General features: G+C 63.1%; 25 protein-coding genes. 19 read left to right on the forward strand and 6 right to left on the reverse strand.

All coding sequences use genetic code 11. The features are described from left to right. Window positions 1–24: 24 nt before the first annotated feature. Together AC1D10_RS06715 and AC1D10_RS06720 are read left to right on the forward strand one after the other, a co-directional pair. Window positions 25–1,146, forward strand: a complete 1,122-nt coding sequence (locus AC1D10_RS06715) for an alcohol dehydrogenase catalytic domain-containing protein (RefSeq protein ID WP_477269933.1) — start codon at window positions 25–27, stop codon at window positions 1,144–1,146. Window positions 1,147–1,209: 63 nt separating this feature from the next. Continuing rightward, window positions 1,210–1,752: a cupin domain-containing protein gene (locus AC1D10_RS06720; protein WP_477269935.1), complete on the forward strand. Its 543-nt coding sequence runs from the start codon at window positions 1,210–1,212 to the stop codon at window positions 1,750–1,752. A gap of 111 nt (window positions 1,753–1,863) precedes the next feature. On the opposite strand, the gene AC1D10_RS06725 is transcribed toward AC1D10_RS06720, so the two are convergent. After that, complete coding sequence (locus AC1D10_RS06725; RefSeq protein ID WP_477269937.1) at window positions 1,864–2,799, reverse strand: LysR family transcriptional regulator; 936 nt, start codon at window positions 2,797–2,799, stop codon at window positions 1,864–1,866. 102 nt (window positions 2,800–2,901) lie between these two features. On the opposite strand from AC1D10_RS06725, the gene AC1D10_RS06730 reads away from it, so the two are divergent. From AC1D10_RS06730 to AC1D10_RS06785, 12 genes are all read left to right on the forward strand, one after another. Next, complete coding sequence (locus AC1D10_RS06730) at window positions 2,902–4,083, forward strand: cytochrome P450 (protein WP_477269939.1); 1,182 nt, start codon at window positions 2,902–2,904, stop codon at window positions 4,081–4,083. Window positions 4,084–4,094: 11 nt separating this feature from the next. Continuing rightward, window positions 4,095–4,412 carry a 2Fe-2S iron-sulfur cluster-binding protein gene (locus AC1D10_RS06735; RefSeq protein ID WP_477269941.1) on the forward strand — a complete coding sequence of 106 codons (318 nt, stop codon included), beginning with the start codon at window positions 4,095–4,097 and terminating at the stop codon, window positions 4,410–4,412. Window positions 4,413–4,427: 15 nt separating this feature from the next. After that, the gene (locus AC1D10_RS06740) at window positions 4,428–5,690 is read left to right on the forward strand and encodes an NAD(P)/FAD-dependent oxidoreductase (RefSeq protein ID WP_477269943.1); all 1,263 of its coding nucleotides are present in this window, start codon (window positions 4,428–4,430) and stop codon (window positions 5,688–5,690) included. 376 nt (window positions 5,691–6,066) lie between these two features. Beyond that, the gene (locus tag AC1D10_RS06745) at window positions 6,067–7,275 is read left to right on the forward strand and encodes an amino acid ABC transporter substrate-binding protein (protein WP_477269945.1); all 1,209 of its coding nucleotides are present in this window, start codon (window positions 6,067–6,069) and stop codon (window positions 7,273–7,275) included. A 60-nt stretch (window positions 7,276–7,335) separates the two neighbouring features. Next, complete coding sequence (locus tag AC1D10_RS06750; protein WP_477269947.1) at window positions 7,336–8,202, forward strand: branched-chain amino acid ABC transporter permease; 867 nt, start codon at window positions 7,336–7,338, stop codon at window positions 8,200–8,202. After that, window positions 8,202–9,170 carry a branched-chain amino acid ABC transporter permease gene (locus AC1D10_RS06755; protein WP_477269949.1) on the forward strand — a complete coding sequence of 323 codons (969 nt, stop codon included), beginning with the start codon at window positions 8,202–8,204 and terminating at the stop codon, window positions 9,168–9,170. Before AC1D10_RS06750 ends, AC1D10_RS06755 begins: the two co-directional genes overlap by 1 nt. Continuing rightward, the gene (locus AC1D10_RS06760) at window positions 9,167–9,898 is read left to right on the forward strand and encodes an ABC transporter ATP-binding protein (RefSeq protein WP_477269951.1); all 732 of its coding nucleotides are present in this window, start codon (window positions 9,167–9,169) and stop codon (window positions 9,896–9,898) included. The genes AC1D10_RS06755 and AC1D10_RS06760 overlap by 4 nt, the downstream gene beginning before the upstream one ends. Next, window positions 9,891–10,619, forward strand: coding sequence for an ABC transporter ATP-binding protein (locus AC1D10_RS06765; protein ID WP_477269953.1), 729 nt, complete (start codon window positions 9,891–9,893; stop codon window positions 10,617–10,619). The genes AC1D10_RS06760 and AC1D10_RS06765 overlap by 8 nt, the downstream gene beginning before the upstream one ends. 50 nt (window positions 10,620–10,669) lie before the next feature. Continuing rightward, complete coding sequence (locus AC1D10_RS06770) at window positions 10,670–11,668, forward strand: SRPBCC family protein (RefSeq protein ID WP_477269955.1); 999 nt, start codon at window positions 10,670–10,672, stop codon at window positions 11,666–11,668. Window positions 11,669–11,729: 61 nt separating this feature from the next. Further along, window positions 11,730–12,857: an S-(hydroxymethyl)glutathione dehydrogenase/class III alcohol dehydrogenase gene (locus AC1D10_RS06775; protein WP_477269957.1), complete on the forward strand. Its 1,128-nt coding sequence runs from the start codon at window positions 11,730–11,732 to the stop codon at window positions 12,855–12,857. A 180-nt stretch (window positions 12,858–13,037) separates the two neighbouring features. Next, entirely contained in the window at window positions 13,038–13,892 is an 855-nt protein-coding gene (gene fghA / locus AC1D10_RS06780) for an S-formylglutathione hydrolase (protein ID WP_477269959.1), read from the forward strand. Window positions 13,893–14,012: 120 nt separating this feature from the next. Then, on the forward strand, window positions 14,013–14,747 hold the full coding sequence (locus tag AC1D10_RS06785) for an FCD domain-containing protein (RefSeq protein WP_477269961.1): 735 nt from the start codon (window positions 14,013–14,015) through the stop codon (window positions 14,745–14,747). 153 nt (window positions 14,748–14,900) lie between these two features. On the opposite strand, the gene AC1D10_RS06790 is transcribed toward AC1D10_RS06785, so the two are convergent. Together AC1D10_RS06790 and AC1D10_RS06795 are read right to left on the reverse strand one after the other, a co-directional pair. Then, window positions 14,901–15,464, reverse strand: coding sequence for a YceI family protein (locus AC1D10_RS06790; protein ID WP_477269963.1), 564 nt, complete (start codon window positions 15,462–15,464; stop codon window positions 14,901–14,903). A 69-nt stretch (window positions 15,465–15,533) separates the two neighbouring features. Continuing rightward, window positions 15,534–16,400, reverse strand: coding sequence for a hypothetical protein (locus tag AC1D10_RS06795; protein WP_477269965.1), 867 nt, complete (start codon window positions 16,398–16,400; stop codon window positions 15,534–15,536). A gap of 222 nt (window positions 16,401–16,622) precedes the next feature. On the opposite strand from AC1D10_RS06795, the gene AC1D10_RS06800 reads away from it, so the two are divergent. Then, window positions 16,623–17,549, forward strand: coding sequence for an ABC transporter substrate-binding protein (locus AC1D10_RS06800; RefSeq protein WP_477269967.1), 927 nt, complete (start codon window positions 16,623–16,625; stop codon window positions 17,547–17,549). A 229-nt stretch (window positions 17,550–17,778) separates the two neighbouring features. Here AC1D10_RS06800 and AC1D10_RS06805 read toward each other — a convergent pair whose 3' ends face one another. Together AC1D10_RS06805 and AC1D10_RS06810 are read right to left on the reverse strand one after the other, a co-directional pair. Continuing rightward, window positions 17,779–19,161 carry an aminomethyl transferase family protein gene (locus AC1D10_RS06805; RefSeq protein WP_477269969.1) on the reverse strand — a complete coding sequence of 461 codons (1,383 nt, stop codon included), beginning with the start codon at window positions 19,159–19,161 and terminating at the stop codon, window positions 17,779–17,781. A 468-nt stretch (window positions 19,162–19,629) separates the two neighbouring features. Next, the gene (locus AC1D10_RS06810; protein WP_477269971.1) at window positions 19,630–20,535 is read right to left on the reverse strand and encodes a LysR family transcriptional regulator; all 906 of its coding nucleotides are present in this window, start codon (window positions 20,533–20,535) and stop codon (window positions 19,630–19,632) included. A gap of 112 nt (window positions 20,536–20,647) precedes the next feature. Between AC1D10_RS06810 and AC1D10_RS06815 the strand changes: the two genes are divergently transcribed. From AC1D10_RS06815 to AC1D10_RS06830, 4 genes are read left to right on the forward strand one after another with little or no spacing between them, the layout of a single operon-like run. Further along, complete coding sequence (locus AC1D10_RS06815; protein ID WP_477269973.1) at window positions 20,648–20,968, forward strand: (2Fe-2S)-binding protein; 321 nt, start codon at window positions 20,648–20,650, stop codon at window positions 20,966–20,968. Then, entirely contained in the window at window positions 20,950–22,335 is a 1,386-nt protein-coding gene (locus AC1D10_RS06820; protein WP_477269975.1) for an FAD/NAD(P)-dependent oxidoreductase, read from the forward strand. Before AC1D10_RS06815 ends, AC1D10_RS06820 begins: the two co-directional genes overlap by 19 nt. Further along, the gene (locus tag AC1D10_RS06825) at window positions 22,332–23,483 is read left to right on the forward strand and encodes an NAD(P)/FAD-dependent oxidoreductase (RefSeq protein ID WP_477269977.1); all 1,152 of its coding nucleotides are present in this window, start codon (window positions 22,332–22,334) and stop codon (window positions 23,481–23,483) included. Before AC1D10_RS06820 ends, AC1D10_RS06825 begins: the two co-directional genes overlap by 4 nt. A gap of 22 nt (window positions 23,484–23,505) precedes the next feature. Then, window positions 23,506–24,546, forward strand: a complete 1,041-nt coding sequence (locus AC1D10_RS06830) for a membrane dipeptidase (RefSeq protein WP_477269979.1) — start codon at window positions 23,506–23,508, stop codon at window positions 24,544–24,546. Window positions 24,547–24,597: 51 nt separating this feature from the next. On the opposite strand, the gene AC1D10_RS06835 is transcribed toward AC1D10_RS06830, so the two are convergent. After that, window positions 24,598–25,551 carry a LysR substrate-binding domain-containing protein gene (locus AC1D10_RS06835; protein ID WP_477269981.1) on the reverse strand — a complete coding sequence of 318 codons (954 nt, stop codon included), beginning with the start codon at window positions 25,549–25,551 and terminating at the stop codon, window positions 24,598–24,600. Window positions 25,552–25,721 lie beyond the last annotated feature (170 nt).

Consider the following 25,721-nt stretch of genomic DNA (forward strand, 5'->3'; position numbering starts at 1 on the left):
GTTGAACGAAAGGGAGGTATCCACGTGACCACAATTCCGGCGACGATGAAGGCTGCGCGCATGCATGAGGTGGGCGGCCAGCTCAAGATCGAAGAGGTGCCGCTCCCCAGACTTGGCTCGATGGACGTGCTGGTGCGGGTCCGCTCGTGCGGCATCGTTCCTAACCTGGCCAACATCCTGGCGATGTGGCCGACCTGGTTTCCCCACATGCCGCAGCCGCCGCTGCCAGCGATCTTCGGCCTCGATCCGGCCGGTGAGATCGCGGCGGTGGGCAGCCAGGTCCACAATCTGAAGCCCGGCGATCGCGTCTATGTCAATCCGGGGCGCTCCTGCGGCAGCTGCCGCCATTGCCGGCGCGGCGACACGATCTCCTGCCGCCACTACGCCTTCCAGGGCTATTTCGGCTTCAGTCACGACGCCCTGCAGACATTCGAAGACTACCCGGTCGGCGGCATTTCCGAATACATGGCCGCGCCGGCATCGGCGATCGTGACGCTTCCCGACAACATGACCTTCGACCAAGCGGCACGGCTCGGCTACATGGGCACCGGCTATTCCGCTCTGAAGAAGGCGCAGGTCGGCCCCGGCGACACGGTTCTTGTCAACGGCATTTCCGGCACGCTCGGCATCGCGATCGCGGTCTTCGGGCCGTCCTTCGGGGTCAAGAAGATTCTCGGCACCGGTCGCGACAGGAAGCTGCTGAAGGAGATCGAAGCGCTTGCCCCCGGCATCATCGAGACGCATTCGCTGGAGGACGGAATGCCCGACGAATGGGCCCGCTCCAAGACGGCGCAGGGCGAGGGGGTCGACGCCTTCATCGATTGCAACGGCCCCGGCACGTCGCACGAGCCCTTCCTGGCAGGGCTCAAGGCGCTGCGCCGCGGCGGTGTCGCCGTCGACATCGGCGCCGTCATGGGCGCTGTTTCCATCGACGTGCACATGATGATGGACCGCAATCAGCGGCTCATCGGTTCGGCATGGCTGACGACCTCGGAGGGCCAGGAAATGGCTGACCTCGTCGGGATCGGGAAGGTCGACCTGGGTCTCCTGGAAACCCATGCGACGCCAATGGAGAAGGTCAACGAGGCCATTTCGGGCATCGCCGTGCGTCATGGCGGCTTCTCGAATTTTGTAATCCATCCATAGTTGTATACGTAATGGTATGCTGATACCAGCTGGTATCTGAATTATTCCTCGGGAGGATAAGACATGAGCACTCGCCGCGTCGTCACCGGAAAGAACGCCGCAGGAAAATCTCTATTCATCAGCGATGGCGCCTCGCCACGCGAGATGGCGTTCCAGCACACGCCCGGTTTCATTTCTTCCCCGCAGTGGAGGATCGACGGGACGCCGGATCTGGCCAAACGGGACGGTGCCGATCCGATGGCGAGCGAGGGCACGATGCTCGCTTCGGTCGGGGGCTCGGTGTTCTGGATGATCACCTTTCCGCCGGACAGCGTGATGATGTCGCCCGACTGGAAGCCCGAATTGGCGGGTCCGGAGCATCTGAAGGCCGCGCCCGGCATCGCCGAACGCTTCGAGATGGACAATCCCGGCATGCACCAGACGCCGACGGTCGACTACGTGACCGTCGTCAAGGGCCGGCTTGTCCTCGAACTCGACGACGGCGAGACCGTTGAGCTGAAGCAGGGCGATACAATCGTGCAGCAGGGCGCGCGTCACGCCTGGCGCAATCCCTTCAACGAGCCGGTGACGGTCTCGGTCGTCATGCTTGGTGCGAAGACGGCATAGGCGGTTCTCGAGCAGGCCAGCCATGCGGCGCGGTCTGTGGCGGGCAAGGCGTTGCCGTGCTCCCCTTTGCGCGCCACCGGTCACTCCCGCCCGGTGCTTGCCGTCCGCCCGTCAGGCGGTCACACCTTTGTCCGAGTCATCGCTGCCGAGATTCTTCTCGGCGACCTCGGCCAGTATCTGGCGGGCCCAGCGGTGCAGGCCGGAGTGGTGCGTACGCTCGGTCCAGTAGATGTCGACCTGGATGAAGACGTCCATCGGGAAACGGCGCAGGGCAAGCCTGTCCGACAGGCGACGCGCCAGCCGATACGGAATGGTCGCGACCAACTCCGAGCCGGGTATAAGCCGTTCCAAGATGTCGTGGCTCGACACGGTGACCTCCGGCTGCATCTCTACGCCAGTTGCGCGCAGCGCGGCGAAATAGAGGGCTTCCCAGCGTCCGTTATGCGTGACCGCGACATGCCGCGAGGCGCAGTAGCGGTCGAGTGTCAGCGTTCCCCGCGCCAGCGGGTGCGCCGGGTCCATGACGCAAGCGTAGTGATCGGTGAACAGTTTCCTGCGGTAGTAGATGTCACCGAGGATCGCAACCGGTCCAAGCACGATGTCGCACGTGTTCTGCTTCAACTGCTGCTTGCCGTCGACAGCGGATTCGAAGATGTGGATCGTCGCTTTCGGCGCCTCCTTCTGCGCCCTGCGCACGAAGTCGGGAATGACGAACATGCGCTCGTGGTGGTTGCAGGACACCGTCACGCTGCCCTCGGCCGTGGCCGGGTGAAAACCCGACGGTGAAGACAGCGCGGCCATCTGCTCAAGGATTCCGCGCGCCTGCTGGGCGAGCTGTTCACCTTTGTCGGTTGCGACGATCGAATTGCCCTGGCGGACGAACAGCGGATCGTTGAAGGCCTTTCGCAACCGCTTGATGGCGTAGCTTATGGTTGACTGGTTGACGCCGAGAAGCTGGGAAGCGTCGGAAAACGAGGCGCGGTCCTTGACGGCGACAAGCGTCTGCAGGGCCGCGAGGTCTACACTGGCAAGGTCGTCGGACAGCACGACATTTCTCCTCCATGTAAATTTTCGATGACCTCTATCTAACCCATCGCATTGCTGCATGCACGCGGATCTCGTACCTCGTTTCCCGACAGGGAGGAAACCATGTCCGAAGCCGTGAAAGTGATTGACGACGTCCCGTTCGCAGACCTGCTTGCCAATCCGTATCCAATCTTCAAACGCGTCCGCGACCTCGGGCCGGTCGTCAAGGTCGAGGCGGCGAACATCATGATGGTCACGCGCTTCGATGACGTCATGGCCATCGAACGCGATCCCGAGACGTTTTCCTCCATCAATCCGCAGTCGCTGCTGAACACCGTGATCGGGCCGAACCTGATGCGCAAGGACGGCGAAGACCATGCCCGCGAAAGGGCGGCGATAGATCCGAGTCTGCGTCCCGGGGTCGTCAAGCGGTGCTGGGCCGACCCGATGCGTACCATCTGCGATGACGTCATTTCGCAGATCGAGCACAAGGGTGAGGCCGAGCTTTTCGAAGAACTCGCCGCGCCGATCGCGGCGCGCGCGCTGGCCGACATCCTGGGTTTCGACGGCGTCGACTGGCGAACGATGGCACTGTGGTCGCAGTCGCTCATCGACGGTTCCGGCAACTATTCGCACGACCCTGAGATCGCGCGGAAGGCGAAGGACGCAGCCGGTGGCGTCGAGAGCGCCGTCGACAGGATGCTACCCCATCACCGGGACAATCCAAATCCTTCGATGCTGTCATCGATGCTTCAAGCCGATCCTCCCCAGACGGTCGAGCAGATCTACGCCAACATCAAGGTGGCGATCGGCGGCGGGCTGAACGAGACCCGCGACTCGATCCTGACGCTGATCCTGGGTCTGCTGCAGAACCCGGACCAACTCGCGCGCGTTCGCGCCGAGCCTTCGCTGTGGGGGCAGGCTTTCGAAGAAGCGGTGCGCTGGATTTCGCCGATCGGAATGTATCCTCGCCGCCTGACCCGCGACGTCGAGATTTCGGGCACGCTGGTCCGCAAGGGCGAGCAGGTGGGTCTGTGCGTCGGCGCCGCCAACCATGACGACCGTCGTTTCAGCGATCCGGAAAAGTTCGACGTCTTTCGGGAGAAGAAGTCCCATCTGGCGTTCGGCGCCGGGTCGCATTTCTGCGCCGGTACGTGGGTGTCGCGCGCGCTGGTGAGCCAGATCGCCGTGCCGATGGTGTTCGAACGGCTGCGCAATCTTCGGCTCAAGGATACGGAACTCGTTCGCGTCCGGGGCTGGGTGTTTCGTGGCCCCACGCACATGCCCGTCATCTGGGACGCTTGAGGGAGAGAGACATGCCAACGATCAGATTCCTGCTCGCGGACGGCGCGGAACTCGCCGTTGAGGCCCAGAACGGCCGCAGCTTGATGGAAACCGCGCTTGAAAACAGCGTTCCGGGCATCATCGCCGAATGCAACGGCTCGGCGGCCTGCGCCACATGCCATGTTGTGCTTCCCGCAGAAATCCTGTTGGCGCTCGGACCGATCAGCGAGCATGAAAACGACATGCTGGACTTCGCCGAAGCGCCGCGCGAATCCGGAAGCCGGCTGAGCTGCCAGATCAAGGTCAGCGACGCGCTGGACAATATTTCCGTCCGCGTTCCGGCCGCCTAGCGGTTGAGGCCCACCATGTCCCTTGACGCCGATCATCGCGCCGCGCCCCAGCCTGGCAACGAAAGCAGCATCGTGATCGTCGGAGCGGGACAGGCGGGCCTGTCCACCGCCGAAAAGCTGCGGGCAAACGGCTTTGCGGGATCACTCACGCTGATCGGGGAGGAGCCGGATGCTCCTTACCAGCGTCCCCCGCTGTCTAAGGCCTATCTTCTCGGCGAACTCGAGCGGGACCGGCTGAAGCTGAAAGCGGAGGACTGGTACGCAAAGAACCGGATCGCGTTGCGACTGGGAGTGCGCGTCGCATCCATCGACCGTGCGCGGCGGCGCATGTGTCTGGCCGATGGCGCCATGCTTAATTACGATCGTCTGGTGCTCGCAACCGGGGCGACCGCCCGAAAGTTGCCGCAGGCGATCTCGCGAGGCCTTGGCGGCATCTTCACGATCCGCACGCTCGCCGACATCGATGGGTTGCGGCCGGCACTTGAAAAGCAAGGCAGGCTCCTTGTCATCGGCGGCGGATATATCGGGCTTGAGATCGCCGCCGTCGCACGTGGGCTTGGCATGGCCGTGGATGTTGTGGAAGCCGCCGATCGCCCGCTCGCGAGGGTAGCCTCGGCGCAAACCGCGACAGCGGTCGAGGCGCTCCACCGCTCCCGAGGCGTGACGTTTCATCTCGGCAAGGCGGTGAGTGAGTTGCTTGGGGCGGACCGGGTTGCCGGCGCCAGGCTGGGCGACGGCACGATCGTCACGGCCGACGTTATCGTGGCAGGGATCGGTGGCATGCCGGAAACGGCGCTGGCGGCAGAGGCGGGCCTCGCCATCGACAACGGCATCACCGCCGACGCATACGGGCTCACCGACGACCCGTTCATCTGGGCCGCCGGCGATTGCGCTAATTTCTCCTTGCCCGAAGGCGGGCTGCGGATGGAGAGCGTCGGCAACGCGATCGACAGCGCCGACGTGGTCGCCCGCAACATCATGGGCGCGCGCCAACCCTACAGACCGAAGCCGTGGTTCTGGTCGGATCAGTTCGATCTCAAGCTGCAGATCGCGGGCCTTTCCAGGCCGGGCGATACGGTGGTTGTCAGGCAGGGAGCGGGGCCGGGACGGTCGCACTGGTACTACCGAGAAGGGCAGCTTGTCGCCGTCGATGGGCTGAATGCGCCACGCGACTATCTGATCGGCAAGCGCCTCCTTGCCGCGTCGGCCAGCCCCGATCCCGCTCAGGTGGCGGATCCGGTGCTGGCACTTGAGGCCTTGGCGAGTGCCTCGAAATGAGGCTGCGCCCGAGTAAGGCGGCGTTCCATGTCGCCTCGGGCGGACAAGCAGGAAGTAGGGCTCACCGCAGAGTTGTCGGCATTGACATTCTAAAGCGTATCTGCATACTAGAAAGTATCTTAAATGATGCGGTGCGGAACCGGTTTTCCGCAGTGCGGCCAAATCAGCAACCTTCGGGGCCATGAAGCACAAGGGGCTGACAGGGAATATCGTCACTCAGAGAAAATAACGAAAATATGTAAGTTTACGAAATTTGCTGGATCATCAGAGGAAAATGGCCTAAGCAATTTCCGCTAGGGGGAGGTCGATCAACTCGTTCTTCGCAGCTGCGAGGCGAGTGCAGCGCCCACCGCAACCAGAACTGGGAGGAATTTCGATGTTGCGACGCAGTTTCAATTTACTCATGCTTTCGGCGGCCTTGGCGGCTGGCACGTTCGGCGCCGCGTTCGCGCAGGACCCGGTCAGAATCGGCGTCAGCGCATCCAAGACCGGGCCGCTTGCGGGCGGCGCGTCAGGTGTGCTTTGGCCGAACATCAAGCTGTGGGCCGAGAAGGTGAACAAGGCCGGTGGCCTCAAGGTCGGCGATCAGATGCGGCCGATCGAGATCGTCGAATATGACGACAAGTCGTCGCCCGAAGAGGCGGTCAAGAACATCCAGCGTCTTGCCACCCAGGACCAGGTCGACCTGATCATCCCGCCATATTCGACAGGCCTCAATCTCGCGACCGCCCCGCTGATCGCGAAATATGGCTACCCGCAAATCGTCTCCACCGGCAATGCCAACGATCTCGATCAATTCGTCAAGCGCTGGCCGAACACCTTCTGGCTGCTCGGCCCGGCCCAGGGCATCGCCGACGGCATCGTCGGCACGCTCAAGGATCTGCGCGACGCTGGCAAGATCGGCAACCGGGTCGCGGTGGTCAACGTTTCCGATGCTTTCGGCCTCGAAATGATCAAGACCGGCAAGCCCGCGCTCAAGCAGGCCGGCTTCGATGTCGTCTACGAGACCTCCTATCCACTCGGCAATCAGGACGTCGCTCCGGTGATCGCCAGCGCCAAGGCGGCCAATCCCGACGCCTTCATCGCCTATTCCTATCCGCCGGACAGCTTTGCTCTCACCGAGCAAGCGCAATTGCAGAAGTTCGACGTCAAGGCGTTCTTCGTCAGTGTCGGCGGTAATCTCGACGGATACGGAAAGCGCTTTGGCGCCGCTGCCAACGGCATCCTGATCATGGGCGGCGTCAATGCGAGCGACCCCGTCTTCCAGGCCTACCGCAAGGAGCACCTCGCGGTGACCGGCCAGGAGGCGGACTGGTGGGCGAGCCCTGTGGCCTATGCCAGCCTGGAGATTCTGCAGCAGGCCGTCGAGCGGGTCGGAAGCCTGGACAAGCAAGCGCTCAACAAGGAAATCCAGTCGGGCACCTTCAAGACCGTCATTGGCGATATCCACTTCGAGAACAACATCAACAACAACAACTGGACGGTGGGCCAGTGGAGCGATGGCGTCGTGCATGGCGTCAGGGCGACCGGGAACCTCCAGGGCGCGCAGCAGCCGGTGCTCAAGCCCGTCTGGCCCAGCAACTGATCCGATCCTCCCGGCGGCCTGGCGTCCTCGTGACGCCAGGCCCGTGACTGCGAGAGTACAATGCTCATCCTGCTGACAGGCCTGCTCCTTGGGGGCACCTATACGCTCATCGCGCTCGGGCTCACGCTCCAGTACGGCGTGGCGCGGATCATGAACCTCGCCAATGGCGAGACGCTCGTTGCCGCATGCTTCGTCACATTCTGGCTGTATACAGGCTTCGGGATCAATCCGCTCCTGGGCCTGCTGGTGATCGGCCCCGGCGCCTTCGTCGTCAACTGGCTGATCTATGCCTGGCTGATGCAGCCTCTGGTGAAGCGGGCCAAGAATCGCGGCATGCTCGAGGTCGACTCCATACTGGCGACCTTCGGACTGCTGTTTCTGTTCCAGGGGCTGATGCTGCTGGCCTTCGGCGGGTCCTATTTCAATTACGAGTTCCTCGCCCAGCCATTCACGATCATGGGCAACTCGTTCGGCCTGAACCGCGTCGTGGCCTTCGTCGCCGCCGCCGTGATTGCCGTGGCTCTCTACGTCTTCCTCTACCACACCGACCGCGGCACGGCGGTTCGCGCCGTCGCCGTCGATCCGCGCGCGGCAAGTCTCGTGGCGATCGACGTGCGCAAGACCGCGGCGTTCGGCTTTGCGCTCGGAGGAGCGATCACGGCCTGCGCCGGCACGCTGCTGTCGACTTTCTACACGTTCAATACGTCGATGGGCGTGATCTTCACCATGAAGGCGTTGATCATCGTGATCATGGGCGGCGTCGGCGACGTTCGCGGCGCGGTTCTTGCCGCTCTCGTCCTGGGCGTGACCGAGACGCTCGTCGCCAGCCTGCTGGATCCCGGATTGACGCTGGCTGCCAACTACGCCCTCTTCATCATCGTTCTGCTGTTCCGGCCGCAGGGCATCTTCGGAAAGCGGCCGGCGTGATGAACATCCCGCGCAATGAACTCCTGGCTCTTGGTGCCGGCCTTGCCGGCGCGGCTGTGCTGGCCTTCCTCCCTTTGGTCACCGAAGGGTTCTGGCTGTCGCTCAGCGTGAACATCATGCTCTATGCCGCCATATGCACGGCCTGGGCGCTCTTTTCCGGGCCGACGCACCTTGTCTCGCTGGCGAGCGCTGCCTTCTTCGGAGTCGGAACCTATTCGGTCGCGATCTTCATCGACGTCCTGCCTTTCCCCGCGCTTATCCTCATCGCGATCGTCGCCGGCGCCTTGCTGGCCACACTGGTCGGATTGGCGACCCTCAGGCTCTCGGGGGTCTATTTCGTGATCTTCACTCTCGGCCTTGCCGAACTCCTCGGCCAGATCGTGACCTGGGTGCAGACCAATTTCGGCGGCACGATCGGCCTCTACGTCTTTACCGATTTCACTGAGACGCATCTCTACTGGATGCTGCTCGCGCTGACGGTGGTCGTGTTCGTGACCGGATGGCTCGTCAACAGGTCGAGACTGGGCTTGGCCTTGCGCATCATCGGCAATGACGAAGCCGTGGCGCGACATGTCGGCGTGGATACCGCTCGCACTAGGGTCATCCTGTTCGCGGTCTCCGGGGCCTTCATTGCCGTAGCCGGAGCGATCATGGCGCCTCGCTACGCCTACATAACGCCGGACGCAGCGTTCAATCCGATGACGTCCTTCCTCGTGGTCATCATGGCGCTGCTCGGCGGGACTCGCCGCCTTTGGGGACCCCTGGTCGGCGTCGTCCCCTTCACCGTGGTGATGGACTTTATCTCGGGCCATTTCCCGAACCAGACGGCGGTGATCATGGGACTCGCATTTCTGGCGATCGTCTATGTGCTTCCCGACGGGGTAACCGGACAACTGGAAACCCTGTTCCGCCGCCGCCGCTCCATCGACAAAAGTCCGCTGGCAACGACCGCCGAGGAGGGCAGATGAGCGTTCCGCTGTTGACCGTAGATCGGGCGCGCAAGGCCTTCGGTGGCCTTGTCGCCGTCAACGACGTGAGCTTCGAGGTCGCCAAGGGCGAGTTGCTCGGGCTGATCGGCCCGAACGGCTCGGGCAAGACCACGATGCTCAACCTGATATCGGGGGCGCTGTCGCTGACATCGGGCGCCATCCTGCTGTCCGGCAAGCCCATCGCCGGGCTGGCGGCTCACAAGATCGCCCGCATCGGGGTCGCCCGAACCTTCCAGCTGGTGCGCGTCCTGCCATCGATGAGCGCGCTGGAGAATGTCGTCGCCGGCGCCGTCTTCGGGCACAACAGGCTCTGGGGCGACGAGGCGCTGGCGCTCGCCCGCGAGTTGCTGGAGCGGGTGGGGTTGAAAGGTCGCGAGGAGGTTCCCGTCGCGGCGATGACCTACATCGACCAGAAGCGGATCGAGCTCGCTCGTGCCCTTGCGGGAAACCCTCATGTCCTGCTGCTCGACGAATGGCTCGCCGGCCTCAACCCGAGCGAGTTGGGGGTCGGCATCGAGCTTATCCGCGAGATCAGCGCGCAGGGCCGGACGATCATCATGGTCGAGCACGTGATGGATGCCATCCGTTCGCTTTGTTCACGCTGCGTGGTCATGAATTCCGGCATCAAGATCGCCGATGGCAGCTCGGCCGATGTCCTGGCCGACCCGGAGGTCGTCCGTGCCTATCTGGGAGACGACGATGCTTGAGGTTTCCAATCTCGGCGTCCGTTACGGACGGCACGTCGCACTGGAAGGTGTTTCCGCACGCGTTTCCAAGGGCGAGATCTGCGTTATCCTCGGCGCCAACGGCGCTGGAAAGTCCAGCTTCCTCGGCGCCGTCGCAGGGCTTGTCGGGACGGAGCCCGGCACCAGGATTGTCATGAACGGCAAGGATGTCACGAAACTCGATGCCCATCTGATGGTGGAAGAGGGGATCGCGCTCGTTCCGGAGGGCCGAGGCATCTTTGGCGAACTCACCGTGGCGGAGAACCTGCGGCTTGGAAGTCATGCCAGGCGCGCGAAGGCCGATGCGCGCAGGACGCTCGACTTCGTCTACGGGTTGTTTCCCCGGCTTGCCGAACGTCCTCGCCAACTGGCGCAGACCATGTCCGGCGGCGAACAGCAGATGGTCGCGATCGGCAGGGCGCTGATGTCCAAGCCGGACATCCTGATGCTGGATGAGCCCTCCCTCGGGCTGTCGCCGCTGCTGTCCAAGGAGCTGTTCAAGTCACTGGCCACCATTGCCGGCGAAGGCTTCGGCATCCTGCTTGTCGAGCAGAACGCGCGGCTGAGCCTCAAGACCGCCGATCGCGGCTACCTGATCGAGACCGGCAGGATCGTCGGGGAGGACACTGCGTCGAACCTGCTCAACGACGCAAAGGTCATGAGCGCCTATCTCGGCGCCTCCACCACGATGGCCGCGCACTAGCTCGCCGCCGCTCGCCAAGCACGAATCCGACCCAGGAAAGAGGATGCTCCATGCGCTTGCTTGAAACCGAGATCGTCATCGACGCGCCGCCGCAGACCGTGTGGGCCGTGCTGGACGACCTCGAGCGTTACCCCGAATGGAATCCGGCCTTGCCGGCGTTACGCGGACGCACGATCGTTGGTCAGCGCGTCGTCGGTACGCTGCGTCAGCCTAATGTTCCCGAGCGCGAGGTCACACCGACCATCACCCGCATCGTGGGCGCGCGGGAACTTCGCTGGCTGAGCCAGGCGCCCGGCGGCGTGTTCAGCGCGGAACACATTTTCATCCTGGAGCCGACCAGGAATGGCGGCACTCGGGTGCGCCACAACGAGGTCTTCGATGGCCCGATGGCCGATGAGCGTTGGCCCAGCATCGATACCAATTTGCGATCGGCCTATCTCGACTTGAACCGCGCGCTGAAGGCGCGGGCGGAGGCGCTGCGCGACCAGACGGCCGTGCTGCACCCGGCCGTCGGGCGGGACATGTCGGCTTCGCCGGTCGGCGCGTTCAGCGCGCGCTGCAAATGTGCCAGCGCACCGGTGGAGATCGCGGCGGATCAGGCCGTGGCGCACAACCATTTGTGCGGCTGTTCGAAATGCTGGAAGCCTGCCGGTGCCGTCTTTGCGCAGATTGCCGTTGTCCCGGCCGGCAGCATCTCCGTCATGGCGCAGGGTGATAAACTCGAGGCCGTGGACGCCACGCAGAAGATCGAACGCCACCGTTGCAGATCCTGCGGGACACATATGGTCGGCAAGGTGTCCGATCCGGATCACCATTTCTACGGCCTCGAATTCGTGCATCCCGAACTGGCGACGGATGGGCACCAGCCGAAGATCGAGTTCGTGGCCTTTGTGTCTTCGCTCGTAGAGACCGGGATGCCGGCGACCAGCATGGCCAGCGTGCGCGGCACGCTGGCCCAAGCGGGGATTCCCGCCTATGACGCATTCTCGCCGGAGCTGATGGACATCATCGCCTGGCACAAGGTGAAGCTCGCAAAGCCGACCGTCTAGCGGCCACCGTAGAACCGGCCTGACGTCGCAGGCCGGTGTCGATCGAAATTGGAGAACACGCATGAAAACCCGCGCCGCAGTCGCTGTCGCCGCCGGAAAGCCGCTGGAGATCATGGAGGTCGACCTCGACGGCCCCCGCGACGGCGAGGTGCTGGTCGAGATCAAGGCGACCGGCATCTGCCACACCGACGAGTTCACGCTGTCGGGCGCCGATCCAGAAGGCCTGTTTCCGGCCATCCTCGGCCATGAGGGCGCCGGCATCGTCGTCGATGTCGGCAAGGGCGTCACGAGCGTCAAGAAGGGCGACCATGTCATCCCGCTCTATACGCCGGAATGCCGGCAGTGCCCGTCCTGCCTGTCGCGGAAGACCAACCTGTGCACGGCGATCCGCGCCACGCAGGGCCAGGGCCTGATGCCCGACGGTTCGTCGCGCTTCGCGATCGGCAAGGACAAGATCTTTCACTATATGGGCTGTTCGACCTTCTCCAACTTCACCGTGCTGCCCGAGATCGCGCTGGCCAAGGTCAATCCCGACGCGCCCTTCGACAAGATCTGCTACATCGGCTGCGGCGTCACCACCGGCATCGGTGCGGTCATCAACACGGCCAAGGTCGAGCAAGGCGCGACCGCCGTCGTCTTCGGCCTCGGCGGCATCGGCCTCAATGTCATCCAGGGCCTGAAGCTTGCCGGCGCCGACATGATCATCGGCGTCGAYTTGAACAACGACAAGAAGSCYTGGGGCGARAARTTCGGCATGACGCATTTCGTCAATCCSAAGGAGATCGACGGCGATGTCGTGCCTCACCTCGTCAACATGACCAAGCGCGGCGCCGACCAGATCGGCGGCGCCGACTACACCTTCGACTGCACYGGCAGCACCAAGGTGATGCGCCAGGCGCTGGAAGCGTCGCATCGCGGCTGGGGCAAGTCGGTCGTCATCGGCGTCGCCGGCGCCGGCCAGGAGATCTCGACACGGCCGTTCCAACTGGTCACCGGCCGCACCTGGATGGGCACCGCCTTCGGCGGCGCACGCGGCCGCACCGACGTGCCGAAGATCGTCGACTGGTACATGGACGGCAAGATCCAGATCGACCCGATGATCACCCACACGCTGAAGCTCGAGGACATCAACAAGGGCTTCGACCTCATGCATGAGGGCAAATCGATCCGAAGCGTCGTCGTTTACTGATCGGTATGAGCCAGACGCCGCGCTGAAAGCCCTGTGCTGAAAAAATGCGGTGCTTCTCCAGGATCGGCGGAAGCCGCGCGGCATTCGGAACACCCGTTGGTCGGTCCACCAAGCTTGCTGCGATCACAACCGCTGCGGTAGATACACCGGCATGGTTGGCGTTTGGCGGAGAAGGAACACATGCCAGAACAGATGAAACTGATTTCCGCAGCCAAATCACACGGCGGTGTCCAAAGTGTCTATTCCCACGCTTCGGATGCCTGCGGCTGCGAAATGACGTTTGCCGTTTTCGTGCCGCCTCAGGCGGCGCAAGGTCCGCTGCCGGTCGTCTGGTACCTGTCAGGATTGACCTGCACGCATGCCAACGTGATGGACAAGGGCGAGTACAGGCGTATGGCCGTCGAACTCGGCCTGATCGTCGTTTGCCCTGATACCAGCCCGCGCGGGGCCGATGTTCCGGATGAAAAAGACAACTGGCAGTTCGGCTGCGGCGCAGGTTTCTATGTCGATGCGACGCAAAAGCCCTACGCCGGAAACTATCGCATGTATTCCTATGTCACCGAGGAATTGCCGGCGTTGATCGCACGGGAATTTCCCGCCGACATGACGCGCCAGGCGATCTTCGGCCATTCGATGGGCGGGCATGGCGCGCTGACGATTGCGCTCAGAAATCCCGCCCGCTTCCGAAGCTGCTCGGCGTTCGCGCCGATCGTGCAGCCGACCACTGCCGGCTGGTCGCGGCCGGCGTTCAAAAAGTATCTCGGCGGCGACGAAGTGGCATGGCGCGGGTATGACGCCTGCGCGCTCGTAGAGGACGGTGCGCGCTTCCCGGAATTCCTGGTCGACCAGGGCACGGCCGATGGATTTCTGCAGGACGGTCTGCGGCCGTGGCTGTTCCAGGAGGCGTGCGACCGGGCAGGCATCAGGCTCGTCCTGCGCATGCAGGAGGGCTACGATCATTCCTACTTCTTCATTTCGACCTTCATGGACGACCATCTGCGCTGGCATGCCGAGAGGCTGCTGCCCGACGGCTAAGACCATACGCCCTGTTTTTCACTCGTCGGACGGCGGGTACCCGCACGCTCAGGGCGACAGGTTTGATTATTTCGAAAATCCACAGTAATCTCCGCGCTAATTCAATGCGGAGTCGTATGCATGGCTAACACCGTCAGGCCTGCCGGAGAGACGCGCGCCGGGGATGTGTTGGCGCGCATGCGGAGCGACATCATCAGCTGCGCCTTGAAGCCGGGAACCAAGCTGCGCTTCGAAACGCTTAAGGAGCTGTATGAAGTAAGCTTCTCCACCTTGCGCGAGGCCCTCTCGCGGTTGGTGGCCGAGGGCCTGGTTGTCGCGGAGGGGCAGCGCGGTTTCCTGGTCGCACCGGTCTCGCTGTTTGATCTCAACGATCTGACGGATGTCCGAGTGCTCATCGAAAGGCAGTGCATCGGGTTGGCGATCGATCGTGGTGACGATCGCTGGGAGGCGGACATCATGGCCAACTTCCATCGGATGGATCGCCTGCAAAGCCGGCTCGGCGCGAGCTACTATCTCTCCGACGACTGGGCCGCGTTGCACAGTGCCTTCCACCTTTCCCTGGTCGTTGCATGCGGCTCGCCCAACCTGCTCGAAATCCGGCAGAAGCTCTTCGAGCGCGCCCACCGCTACCGCAGGATGTCCTCGCAGTTTCGCCCTCAATGGCGCGCCAAGGACGTCGAGCACAAGATGATCATGGATCGGGTCATCGCCCGTGACACGGCCGCGGCCCAGGATCTGATCGAGCGGCATATCCGCGAGACGACCGAGAATGTCATCGCTCATGCAAGCCACCTTTTTGCGCAAGGCGGTATGGGCGATTCTTTCAGGCGCAAGGATCCCGTGGCGGCGGAATAGGTCACGGCAAGTCTCACCGGCGCAATCCGCCGACGAGAGTTTCTCAATTGGCCGGAAGGAGGCGGACCGCGCCGATGCGCGCTCCGCTCCCGGCCGTTGCGCGGAACCGAGGTACCCGGCAGCCCTGTTGCCTGCCGGAAGCTCACCGCTGGTTCAGGAACGGGCACGCCCTTCAACCTGAACAACGAGACTCACATCGTCGCCGATCATTCCGAGCGCGGCTTTCATGCCGAAGTCGCTGCGTTTAATCGAAGTGCGCGCGCTGAAGCCGACAACGTGGCTCTTGTCCCACGGGTTTTGGCCTTCCTTGTTGAAGGTGACGTCCAGCGTGACGGGTTTCGTGACACCGGCGATCGTCAGATCGCCCGAGATCGTTCCGGTCTTCGCGTCGGCCGCCTTGAATTCATGCCCGACAAAAGTGATCTGCGGGAACTCCGTCGCATTGAACCAGTCCGCGCCCTGGATGTCGCTGTCTCGCTGCGTATTGTTGGTCGAGATGCCGGCAACTTTCACCGCAACCTCCAGGCTGCTTTCCGTCGGCTTCGTCGCGTCGAACTGGAACGAGCCCGAGAATTCCTTCGCGATTCCGATCACCTGCGAGAAGCCGAGATGGTCGATGAAGAAAGCGATCCCTGAATGCACGGGATCGATATCGAACGTCCCGGCCGCTGCCCTTTCGGCGGTCAGCGGCAGCCAGGCGATGGCGGCGGCAAGCAAGGTGGTGCGCAATAACTTCGACATGGTTGTGATTTCCTCCCTGTTGATGGTTCCGACAGTCCTCCCGGGTCATACCGGGAAGCTTGAGCCGTACCGCGCGATCACAGTCGCCAGGGATGCGCCGACAGGCAGCAGGCACATCCCGGCAAATGCGGCGATTCGGACGACTTTGTTCGTGGCGCGGACCCGGCGCAGAACCGGATCGACGACGAAAGGCGTGACAAAGACCAAAGTGAGCACGGTCAGCGCCAGCAAGTCGGTCTTGCGTGTGATGAGCGTGACGGTTTGTGCGACCGCGATCATGCCTCCTGCTCCTCCCAGGAGGGATGCGGAGCGAAATCCGAAATTCGGATTTGAGATATTGGCGGCGACAATGGCCGCGATGGCGGCTGCAAAAAACAGGCTGAGCTGGAAGCTGGTGGACGATGCTCCCAGCAGCGCGATCGGCGCAAACCCGACGCATGCCGCGCCGAGCAAGGCGGAGCGTCTTGTGCCGGATTCGTCCTCGGCGTTGCCCGCCCCACGGGAAAGGCCATACATCACCAGCAGGCCCCATAGCGCGGCCGCCGCCACGTCCAGGAGCGCATCGGGCAGGCGAGCTGTTCCGATATACGCTGCGGACACGATCGGCTGGGCAAGGACGAGTGCGCGACCGAGCCGGCGACGGCCGGCGGCCTCGGCCAGGACACCGAGCGCCGTTCCGATCAGGGCCACGTAGAAGATCTTGTTGACCGCGCCTGCTGGCGGAAAGGACGACGGCACCTTGTTGTAGGCGAGCCAATAGGCTACCAGGAAAGCGGCCGGCACCAGGAGATCCGTCCAGACCCGGCCGGCGCGGAGCCAGCGCAGCAGCCCAGCAGCGACAAGCGCCAGCAAACCCGCCGCAACTATGCCCAGGATCAGCGCTTCTTGTGGCGATCGCGCCAGGCCACTCATATCAGCAGTCCGTCAGTGCTTCGAACTGCCGGCCGCGGATGCCGGCGATACTCCGAGCAATAGGCATACGTCCTCCCTCCCGGCTTGATGTTGCACCAGCCGATTCACCGATCGATGTGTTGACATACCGATTGTTCTTTAGATACCAATGCGTATCTGAATCTTATATGCCTGTCAATGTGGATGGTGCCTGCACCGGACGTTTCAAGGGAGGATATCGTCATGACCGATTTGGAGCCTGCCGGCCTCATCGACCTTCGGCTCGCGGGCGGCGCGCAGGGGTTCAACTGGCTTCCTGTCTTCGTTGCAGACGAACAGGGCCTTTTCGACAAGCACGGCGTCCGCATCGTCTACAAGCGGATGGGCAGCGTCGAAAAGGCCACCGCAGCCGTTCTCGAGGGCGAAGCGGACCTGGCGATCACACCGCCGGAAGGCGCCGTCGCCGACTTCGTCAGGGGAGGAGAGCTGCGTATCGTGGCAGCCAACGCCGTGCGCCTGCCGATGTCCATTGTGGCGCACCCAGGCATTGGTTCGCTCGCAGGGCTTAGGGGCAAGACGATCGGCACGTCCTCGCTGACGGAGGGCACTGCTATCTACACGCAGATCATGCTGGCCGCGGAAGGGCTGCACTATCCCGGCGACTACGAGTTTGCCTTGGCCGGCATTCACACCAAGAGGTGGGAGGCGCTGCAGGCAGGCGAAATCGACTGCGCTCCGCAGCCTGCGCCGTGGAACTTCCTCGCGCAGGACATGGGCTACAACTTGCTGGGCGAGGTCTGCGCCGCTATCCCCGAGATCGTTTTCACCGCCATCATCGGAAAGGCTTCCTGGCTCGGCGCGAACCGCGATGTGGTGACCAGCTTCCTCAAGGCGCTGATCGAGGCGCATGCGGTCACCAATGATGCGGCCAACCATGGCATCACCCTGCCGATCTTCCAGCGCATCACCACGCCCGACAGTGAATCCCTGGCGCGACGGGGGTTGGAATACATGCGCGGCATGGGCATGTGGCCGCAAGGGCTGGCCGTGCCAGACAAGGCGCTGAAGACGACGATCGACCTGATGGTCAGGGCGAACCTGCTCGACAAGTCGAAGCGCGACGCGGCTGAAGGCGTCTTCGACAGGCGCTATCTGGAAGGCGCTGCCTGACCACTGGCGGTCATATGTGATCGACCGTTGGCTTTGCCTCGTCATTCGACGTCGCGAGCTACGACAGCAATCGGGCGTGTTCAGGGGCTGGGGGCGACTATGCCCGGGGGGCTCGCGGGAGCTCGGGACACGACATCGCTTCCGCAGCCTCGATATCGAGGCCGCGGATCAAGGGAATCTGGATATGGCTGGCAGGCCGGTAGTCGGCGGCTCACCCATGCCGTGCCGGTCAGTGCATGCCGGTCTTGATGACCTTTTCGAAGTAGGGTGCCGGCGCGACCTTCGCCCGGATCTCGCGGAGCTGGTGCTTCTCCACCGTATTGCGGCGCGACTCCGGCTCGCCCCATACAAGCGTCACCTCGGTTCCCGGTTGTGCATGCTCGAGGTCGACAAGTCCCAGCGAGATGAAGCGGTTGGCGTTCGCCGTGAAAGACGGCCAGGTCGAGATGCCCGCAACCTTGTCCTTCATCATGACGGCATCGACCTGGAATGTCGCGTACATGGGCATCGGCATGTTGAGAAATTTGGCGGGGGTGCCGTTGGCCGGGAAGATGGAGTCCTGCATCACAGCGGCCGCATCCTTGTCGTCCCACTCAAGCGTCACCTTCGTGCGGCGCTGATGGTTGGCCCTCTCGAGCAAGGCATCGCGGCCGATGAAATCGCGGCCGAAGTCGATCACGTTCCTGTAGCCGAGTTCGATCGGATCGACGTAGTAGTCCGTGATGTCGTCGGACACGAAACTGCCGCCGAGCGAAGCGACCGATTCCAGGAAGTGGCTGTTCAGCCACTCGCGGTACGGCTTCATGTCCTCGCTGTGGTAGATGGCCGGCAGCGGCATCGGCACCCAGCCGGATTCCTGCGCGGTGGTCGAGTAGGCAAGGGCGCCGATCTTGCGCAGCCCATATTTCTCGCCGGTCTTCTCCAGCGCTTCGCGCACCGCCTGCTGGTCGTCCCAGGCGCCGTAGATTTCGAATCCGGGTTCGCCGGCCATGCCGTGGCGCAGGGCGCGGACAGATTTTCCGGCGATCTTGAACTCGCCGATGTTGAAGAACTTGATCTCTGGCAGGCCGCCGCCGCTCACCTCGCGCATCAGCGCAAGGGCGTGCGGTCCCTGGATCTGGACGCGGAACACCTCGCGCGTTCCGGAGCGGATCGAGAAATTGTCATCCTTTTTCGCCTCTACGTCGTAATTGCTTTTCTCCGCGTTGTAGAGCACCCAATCGCTGGCAAAGGGAGCGCCGACGATGCGGAAGAAGTCCTCGGCCTCCCGGAAGATGATGGCGTCGGCAATGTAGAATCCGTCGTGGCCTGCCAGCACGAGCTGTTTGGCGCGCAGGACAGGGAACGGGTCGAACTTGTTGACCGCGATCTCCGAAAGGAAAGGAATGACCTGCGACCCGCGCAGATGCAGTTCAGTCATGTGGTAGGACTGCTCAAGCAGTGCGCAGCTATCCTTCCACGCACGCACTTCGTCGCGCCAGTTGGTGAACTCGGGCGGAATGACGGGGAAGCGGTAGGGCCCGAGGTTGGAGCCGCGGAGCAGATTTACCGGTCCTCCCGCCGCTGTCAGGATGCTCTCAAGGCTCTTCGGTGCGTCATTCGTCGTTGCCATATCGGTTCCTCCATTTGTCTTTCTTTGTCACTTGCTTCCGGCAAACCGCCGTGGGCTTCGGCAAGTCCACGAGAGAACAATGCCTCGTCCGCCCTCCTGCAGCGGCGTCCGACGCAACCATCCGTCACGGCGCCAGGACGACGCTCGCTTTGCGTGGTAAGAGTCCGTGCGAGAAAGCCAAAAATCCTCCCGATGAGCGTCATCCAAGCTGGCTGGATCCAGTCCAGGCCTGTGCGGCTTTCAGGGGGCAGAATGCAGGGCTAGGAAACTAACTCAGATGCCAAAAAGTATCCAAAAACTATAAGGAATGTCAACCCGCGATTTCCCCGCTCTCGAGGGTAATGTGCTGGTGAGGACAATGACCCCCTCCCAAGCTTCATTGCTGCCGATCACTGGACTGGACACGCATTGCTATCGCGCGTGGCAGGTTGTTCAAGTCAGGACGGCCGCAGCGGCGCGGTTCGCCGACTAGGCGTGAGGCGGCTTGCCGCGGCCCAGATCGTGGATCGCGGCTTGGATGTCGCGGGCAAATTCGCGCCCAAAGCGCGATTGCGGCAGAGTGGTGCTCGTCACCAGCACGATATCGAGCGCCGAGCGAGGCTGGAACGGCAGCACCTTCAGGTTGCCGAGTTTTGCCCAGGGAACCAGCCCGTCCACCAGCGCGACCCCCAGTCCAGCCGACACCAGAGGTGCAGCCGCGATCGACAGGCTAATTTCAATCTGCGGGTCGCAGACGCAACCCTGCTCCTGAAACACGCGTGCAAGCATCTGGCCGGCAGGTGTGTTCATGCCGTAGCTGATCAAGGTCTGGTCCGACAGATCGGCCGGTGTAACGGCATTGAGCGTCGCTAGCGGCGATTCCGGCAGCACCAGGGCGACGATATCGGCCGCGCCAACAACCTCGCTGCGTATCTGCGGCTCGCGCAGGGTGGTCATGGTCAGGCCAAGATCGATGTCGCCGATCAGGATGCGCTCGGCAATCTCTTCCGCGGGAAGCGTCTGAAGGACTAGGCGAGCCCCGGGATTGCGCCGGCGGAAGCGGCGGGTGGCGGCCGGCAGCAGCGCGAAGGTGGGAGGCGCGCTGGCAGCGACGCGAAGCAGGCTCAACTGCTTGTCGCGAATTCGATCCGAATAGATCTTCAGCGTTTCGATCTCGCGGAAAATCCGGTCGGCGTCGCGAAACAGCAGATGCGCCTCCGGCGTGGCCACGAGGCGGCCGCCTATGCGTTCGAACAGCTTGTAGCCGATCAGAGTTTCGAAATGGCGCAGCACCTTGCTTACGGCGGGTTGGGAGACATTCAAGGCCGCCGCCGCCGCGGTGAGCGAGCTGTGGCGCATGATGGCGCGGAAAACTTCGAGATGCCTGGCGTTCATGACTCATCATAACCAAAAGTTCTGGATGACAAAACACATAGTATTGGCGCCGGGCGTGGCGGACTGAAAAGATCGTGGGGTGGCAACAGCCAGATCCAAAGGAGGATCGCCCGTGATCTCAAACGAAAGCGGCCGTTTCCGACGCCTTGGCGAGGAAGGCAGGCCGAGGCTCGTCTTCTCGATCGACGGCCGGCCGGCAGAAGGCTGCAAGGGCGATACGCTGCTGGTGGCGATGCTCATGCAGATCCGCCACCTCAGGAGTTCCGAATTCGGCGACGGCGATCGTGCCGGCTTCTGTCTGATGGGTGCCTGCCAGGATTGCTGGGTATGGACCGACACAGGCGAGCGCTTGCGCGCCTGCACCACGCCGCTTGCCGCAGGCATGCGCATTGCCACCAAAGCTCCGGAGCAGGCATGGCCGAGCCTCGCATAGTGATTGTCGGCGCCGGTCCGGCGGGTGTGCGTGCGGCCGAGACGCTGGTTGCGGCCGGGCTTCGGCCGATCGTGATCGACGAGGGCCGCCGTGACGGCGGCCAGATCTACCGCCGCCAGCCGGAAGGGTTTCACCGCTCCTACGCCGCACTCTATGGGTCGGAAGCCGGCCGTGCCGAGGATCTGCATCGCAGTTTCGATGCCTTGCGTGCTCGCATCGATTATCGGCCTGAGACCCTCGCCTGGGGAATATGGGAAAAGCAGCTGCATCTCCTTCAGGGGTCCCGAACCAGCGAGGTCGATTTCGATGCGCTGATCGTCGCCTCGGGAGCAACGGACCGCCTGATGCCGGTGCGGGGCTGGAACCGGGCCGGTGTCTACAGCCTGGGTGCTGCGCAGATTGCGTTGAAATCGCAGGCCACCGCGATCGGCAAGCGCGTCGTGTTCATGGGAAGCGGACCGCTGCTCTATCTCGTTGCGGCGCAATATTCGAAAGCGGGCGCCGAGGTGGCCGCGGTGCTCGATACCTCGCCTTTCCACCTGCGGGTCAAGGCACTGTCCACGCTGATCGCCCGCCCGGATGTCCTGCTGAAGGGGCTGGCCCTCACCTTGAAGCTTCGCCACGCCGGCATCGAGATCCAAACCGGCATCACACCGGTCGAGATCGAAGGCCGGCCTGAGATCGGCGTCGAGACGATCCGCTTCCGCACCAGCAAGGGGCAAGTCCGGACGATCGTCTGCGATGCCGTCGCGCTCGGCTATCATTTGCGCCCGGACGCGCAACTGGCGGACCTTGCCCGCTGCGAGTTCCGTTTCGATGCGCAGACGCGCCAGTTCTTCCCGGTAAAGGACGCCGACGGCCGCAGCAGCGTGGCGGGTGTCTATCTGGCCGGCGATGGCGCCGTAACGCTCGGCGCCGACGCTGCCGAGGCTGCAGGGCGGCTCGTTGCACTGGCCGTGCTGTCCGATCTCGGACGTCAGGTGGCGCCGGGCCACGTTGCGCGACTTCGCCGCCGTCTGCGCCTGTTTGAGCGGTTTCGGCGTGGCATCGCAGCGGCCTTTCCATGGCCGGCAAGCGCCGCCGCAACGCTCAGCGACGATACGGTGGTGTGCCGCTGCGAAAACATCACAGCGGGTGAACTGCGTGCCGTCGTTTCCGGCAATGACGCCGTCGAGGTCAATCGCGCGAAGGCCTTCAGCCGTGTCGGCATGGGCCGATGCCAGGGACGTTATTGCGGGCATGCCGCTGCCGAAGTGATCGCCGCTTGCGCCGGTATTCCGGTTGAAGCGGTGGGCCGCATCCGCGCCCAGGCGCCAGTCAAGCCCCTTGTCATCGGTGCCGAAAGCGACACGGAGCAGGCAGCATGAAGCCGTTGCAGGCCGATGTGATTGTCATTGGCGGCGGCCTGATGGGAACGGCCGCAGCGTTCTTCCTGCGCCGGCGCGCACGTTCGGTCATCCTGCTCGAACAGGGGCTGGTCGGCCAGCAGGCAAGCGGCGTCAATTTCGGCAATGTGCGGCGGCAGGGACGCTTCCTGCCCCAACTTCCGCTCGCCAATCGTTCACGCGAAATCTGGGGCAAGCTGAAGGAACTGCTTGGCGAAGATGCCGAGTTTCTGGCGACCGGCCATATCCGCGTCTGTTACGATCCCGGGCAGATCGGCGTGATCGAAGCCTATGCGCAAAAGGCCCGCGACTACGGCCTCGAGCTGGAGCTGTTGAACGCCAATTCCCTCAAGGCGCGCTTCGGCTTTTTCGGACCGGAGGCGATCGCAGGCTCCTATTCGCCGAATGACGGCCATGCCAATCCACGGCTTGCGGCACCCGCCTTCGGGCGCGCTGCCGCTCGAGCCGGCGTAGCCGTGTTCGAGAACACCGAGATCATCTCGATCGCCAAGCCAGGGGATGATTTCCAAGCGATCGCGTCGGACGGCAGGATGTTCAGCGCACCAATCGCGCTGGTTGCCGCCGGAGCCTGGGGTGGGGCTCTGTCCCGGCAGTTCGAAGAGCCGGTTCCCCTTGCCGTGCACGGACCGCAAATGGCGGTGACGGAGCCGCTGCCATATCGCCTCAAACCGGTGATCGGCGTATCGACTGCGATTCCGCAAGAGGTCGTCTATCTGCGCCAGGTCGAGCGCGGCAATGTCGTCTTCGGTGGCGGCACGCGCGGTCCGGCCTTTGCCGACATAAGACGCGCCTATGCGGTGCCGGGTCATCTTGGCAACCAGCTTCGGCAGATCCGTCGCCTGGTGCCGGCGCTCACCAACATGCGGGTGATCCGCACCTGGAGCGGCATCGAGAGCTACCTGCCCGACGATATTCCCATCATGGGGCCTAGCGCTCGGGTGTCCGGGCTCTATTACGCCTTCGGGTTTTGCGGCCATGGTTTCCAGCTCGGCCCAGGGGTCGGCGACGTGATGGCCGAGCTGATCGACCGAGGCTCCACCACGACGCCGATCGAGCCATTCCACATCAAGCGGTTTGCGGTCGAGGCCGCCCGCTCGGTTTCAGCCTGAATTGATCAAGGAGAAAATAGAGATGTCAGTTGTATCGGCCGTCCGCCCGGCCACCGGGCAAGCCAGCGACGAGACGCGGCGCTTCCACGACGAGATATTCGTCTTCGACGCGCTGTCCATCGCCTATGTGCTCGAGGACAAATATGCCGAACGAACGCTGGCCGGCGGCGTCAATGCAACCAATGTCACCTTCGCCCTGGAGGAGAATTGGGATGTCGTGATGCGCAATGCGGAGCGCTATCTGTCGATGATCGAGAAGAGCGCCTACCTGAAACTGTGCCTGACGGCCGACGACATGCTGGCGGCAAAACAGGCCGGCAAGCTTGGCGTCGTTTTCGGCACCCAGGGCGCGACCATGCTGGACGACCAGCTTTGGCGGCTGGAATTGCTGACCAGAATGGGGCTGCGCGTGCTCGGCCTTGCCTACACGACAGCCAACATCTTTGGCGACGGATGCGGTGAACGGCGCGATGCCGGCCTCAGCTATCTTGGCGAGGAACTGGTGGCGCTGGCCAACTCCTTGCCGTTGATGATCGACCTGTCGCATTGTGGCCATCGTACGCGCGCCGAAACCACCGCATTGGCCCGGGCGCCGGTCTGCACGCATTCCAATGCCGACGGGCTGCGGTCGAACGGGCGCAACACCGAAGACGCCACGGTCAAGGCGATGGCCGAGAAGGGCGGCATGATCGGCGTCTGCGGTCTGCCGCAATCGCTGGCTGACGGCACCCCGACGCTGGAAGACTTCCTCGACCATGTCGATCACCTGGTCCGGCTGGTCGGCCCCGAACATGTCGGCATCGGCGTCGATTATGTCGAGAAATACCAGGAGCAGGCGTCGGTCGTCGCGCCTCCGAGCGTCGTCACCTGGCGCACCCGCCGCCCGGACATTTTCGGCCCGCTTTCGAGCTTTGGCCGGCAGTCCTATCCGGTCGGCATCGAGACGGTCACCAAACTGCCGAACCTGACGCAGGGCCTTCTCGACCGCGGCTACGGTCGCGAACAGACAGCGGCGATCATGGGCGGCAACTGGCTGAAGACCTTTCGCCACTTCTGTGGATGATCCGGGACAAGCCTGCCAGCGCGGGACGACGCGACATGGCGGCGGGCGGTGTCAGTCGTGCGTGGCTGCCGATTGAAGCAGAGGTTGGAGCGCGTGGACGTCTGCCATCATTTGCGATCTCAACCAGTCGGCGATTTCCGCCACAACAGGCCGAAGGGGCCTTGAACGGGGAGCGATCAGGCGGTGATGGCGCCCCGTGTTGATGAGGCGATCCGATGCAGGAACCAACATCCCCTTCAGCAGTGCGGTCGAGGTGACACTAAGCCAGCCAAACGCAACGCCTTCGCCGTTGAGAGCGGCCTGGAGGATGACCGCGTAGTCGGAGAACTCCAGCCACGTCCCCCTGGTGGTCTTGCGGTTCGCCACGTTTCCCCAGATGTCGGCCCATTGCTGCGAATGGTGATCGGTAAGATGCAAGAAGACGTGGCCGTCACCGTCGCCATCGTGATCAAGCTTGCCATGCGCGCGAAGGTAGGAAGGACTGCATACCGGAAGGATGATTTCCGGTGAAAAGTCCCACCGGTGATACTGAGTATCGTCATCGCCAACGATCCGCGTTCCCAGGTCGACATTGTCCGGCATGCCGCGCATGACGCCCGCAATCAAATCAAAGCGCAGATCAACGTTCGGAAACGTGGCGTTGAAAGCTCCTAACCTCGACACCAGCCAATGCGTGACGAATGAGCTTGAGAGTGACAGGGTCACCAGTGGTTTGCTGGCTTTCTTCTGGTCTTGGATCATCAAAATGGTGTCGCGAACCTGGCTGAGCCCCTCACGGACGGCCGCGTGGAGGACCCGGCCGTCATCGGTGAGAGCAAGCCCTGTCGGGCCGCGATCGAACAGCCGCATCCCCAATTCGGCTTCGAACTGGGCGATGGTTCGGCTGATGGAAGGCTGGGTAACATTGAACTCACGGGCAGTGATGGTGAAGCTGCCGGTTCGTGCCGCGGCCTCGAAAACAAACAGGCCTCTCGCCGAGGGGATGAGCTTGGACAATGCCACCATGGATCCCTGTTGTCCCGCATTGAAAACGTCTTCAGGCTATCACACCGCGCGAGCGTCTTTGGAGGTGAGGGGCATACGTTTTTCATATGCCCTGACGCAAATCATATAACCGAAAATTGAAACAGAACAGCGCCGTCCGGCGATCCGTTGCGAGAAACCTGGTACTGTTT

Source organism: Mesorhizobium sp. P2_A8 (genome assembly GCF_056404935.1).

What these genes read in the sequence shown, in the direction of transcription:
- AC1D10_RS06720 (WP_477269935.1), top strand. Translation starts at nt 1,210, where the DNA reads ATGAGCACTCGCCGCGTCGTCACCGGAAAGAACGCCGCAGGAAAATCT.
- AC1D10_RS06825 (WP_477269977.1), top strand. Translation starts at nt 22,332, where the DNA reads ATGAAGCCGTTGCAGGCCGATGTGATTGTCATTGGCGGCGGCCTGATG.
- AC1D10_RS06730 (WP_477269939.1), top strand. Translation starts at nt 2,902, where the DNA reads ATGTCCGAAGCCGTGAAAGTGATTGACGACGTCCCGTTCGCAGACCTG.
- AC1D10_RS06785 (WP_477269961.1), top strand. Translation starts at nt 14,013, where the DNA reads ATGGCTAACACCGTCAGGCCTGCCGGAGAGACGCGCGCCGGGGATGTG.
- AC1D10_RS06760 (WP_477269951.1), top strand. Translation starts at nt 9,167, where the DNA reads ATGAGCGTTCCGCTGTTGACCGTAGATCGGGCGCGCAAGGCCTTCGGT.
- AC1D10_RS06830 (WP_477269979.1), top strand. Translation starts at nt 23,506, where the DNA reads ATGTCAGTTGTATCGGCCGTCCGCCCGGCCACCGGGCAAGCCAGCGAC.
- AC1D10_RS06750 (WP_477269947.1), top strand. Translation starts at nt 7,336, where the DNA reads ATGCTCATCCTGCTGACAGGCCTGCTCCTTGGGGGCACCTATACGCTC.
- AC1D10_RS06820 (WP_477269975.1), top strand. Translation starts at nt 20,950, where the DNA reads ATGGCCGAGCCTCGCATAGTGATTGTCGGCGCCGGTCCGGCGGGTGTG.
- AC1D10_RS06765 (WP_477269953.1), top strand. Translation starts at nt 9,891, where the DNA reads ATGCTTGAGGTTTCCAATCTCGGCGTCCGTTACGGACGGCACGTCGCA.
- fghA (WP_477269959.1), top strand. Translation starts at nt 13,038, where the DNA reads ATGCCAGAACAGATGAAACTGATTTCCGCAGCCAAATCACACGGCGGT.
- AC1D10_RS06735 (WP_477269941.1), top strand. Translation starts at nt 4,095, where the DNA reads ATGCCAACGATCAGATTCCTGCTCGCGGACGGCGCGGAACTCGCCGTT.
- AC1D10_RS06805 (WP_477269969.1), bottom strand. Translation starts at nt 19,161, where the DNA reads ATGGCAACGACGAATGACGCACCGAAGAGCCTTGAGAGCATCCTGACA.
- AC1D10_RS06835 (WP_477269981.1), bottom strand. Translation starts at nt 25,551, where the DNA reads ATGGTGGCATTGTCCAAGCTCATCCCCTCGGCGAGAGGCCTGTTTGTT.
- AC1D10_RS06795 (WP_477269965.1), bottom strand. Translation starts at nt 16,400, where the DNA reads ATGAGTGGCCTGGCGCGATCGCCACAAGAAGCGCTGATCCTGGGCATA.
- AC1D10_RS06810 (WP_477269971.1), bottom strand. Translation starts at nt 20,535, where the DNA reads ATGAACGCCAGGCATCTCGAAGTTTTCCGCGCCATCATGCGCCACAGC.
- AC1D10_RS06755 (WP_477269949.1), top strand. Translation starts at nt 8,202, where the DNA reads ATGAACATCCCGCGCAATGAACTCCTGGCTCTTGGTGCCGGCCTTGCC.
- AC1D10_RS06745 (WP_477269945.1), top strand. Translation starts at nt 6,067, where the DNA reads ATGTTGCGACGCAGTTTCAATTTACTCATGCTTTCGGCGGCCTTGGCG.
- AC1D10_RS06800 (WP_477269967.1), top strand. Translation starts at nt 16,623, where the DNA reads ATGACCGATTTGGAGCCTGCCGGCCTCATCGACCTTCGGCTCGCGGGC.
- AC1D10_RS06770 (WP_477269955.1), top strand. Translation starts at nt 10,670, where the DNA reads ATGCGCTTGCTTGAAACCGAGATCGTCATCGACGCGCCGCCGCAGACC.
- AC1D10_RS06740 (WP_477269943.1), top strand. Translation starts at nt 4,428, where the DNA reads ATGTCCCTTGACGCCGATCATCGCGCCGCGCCCCAGCCTGGCAACGAA.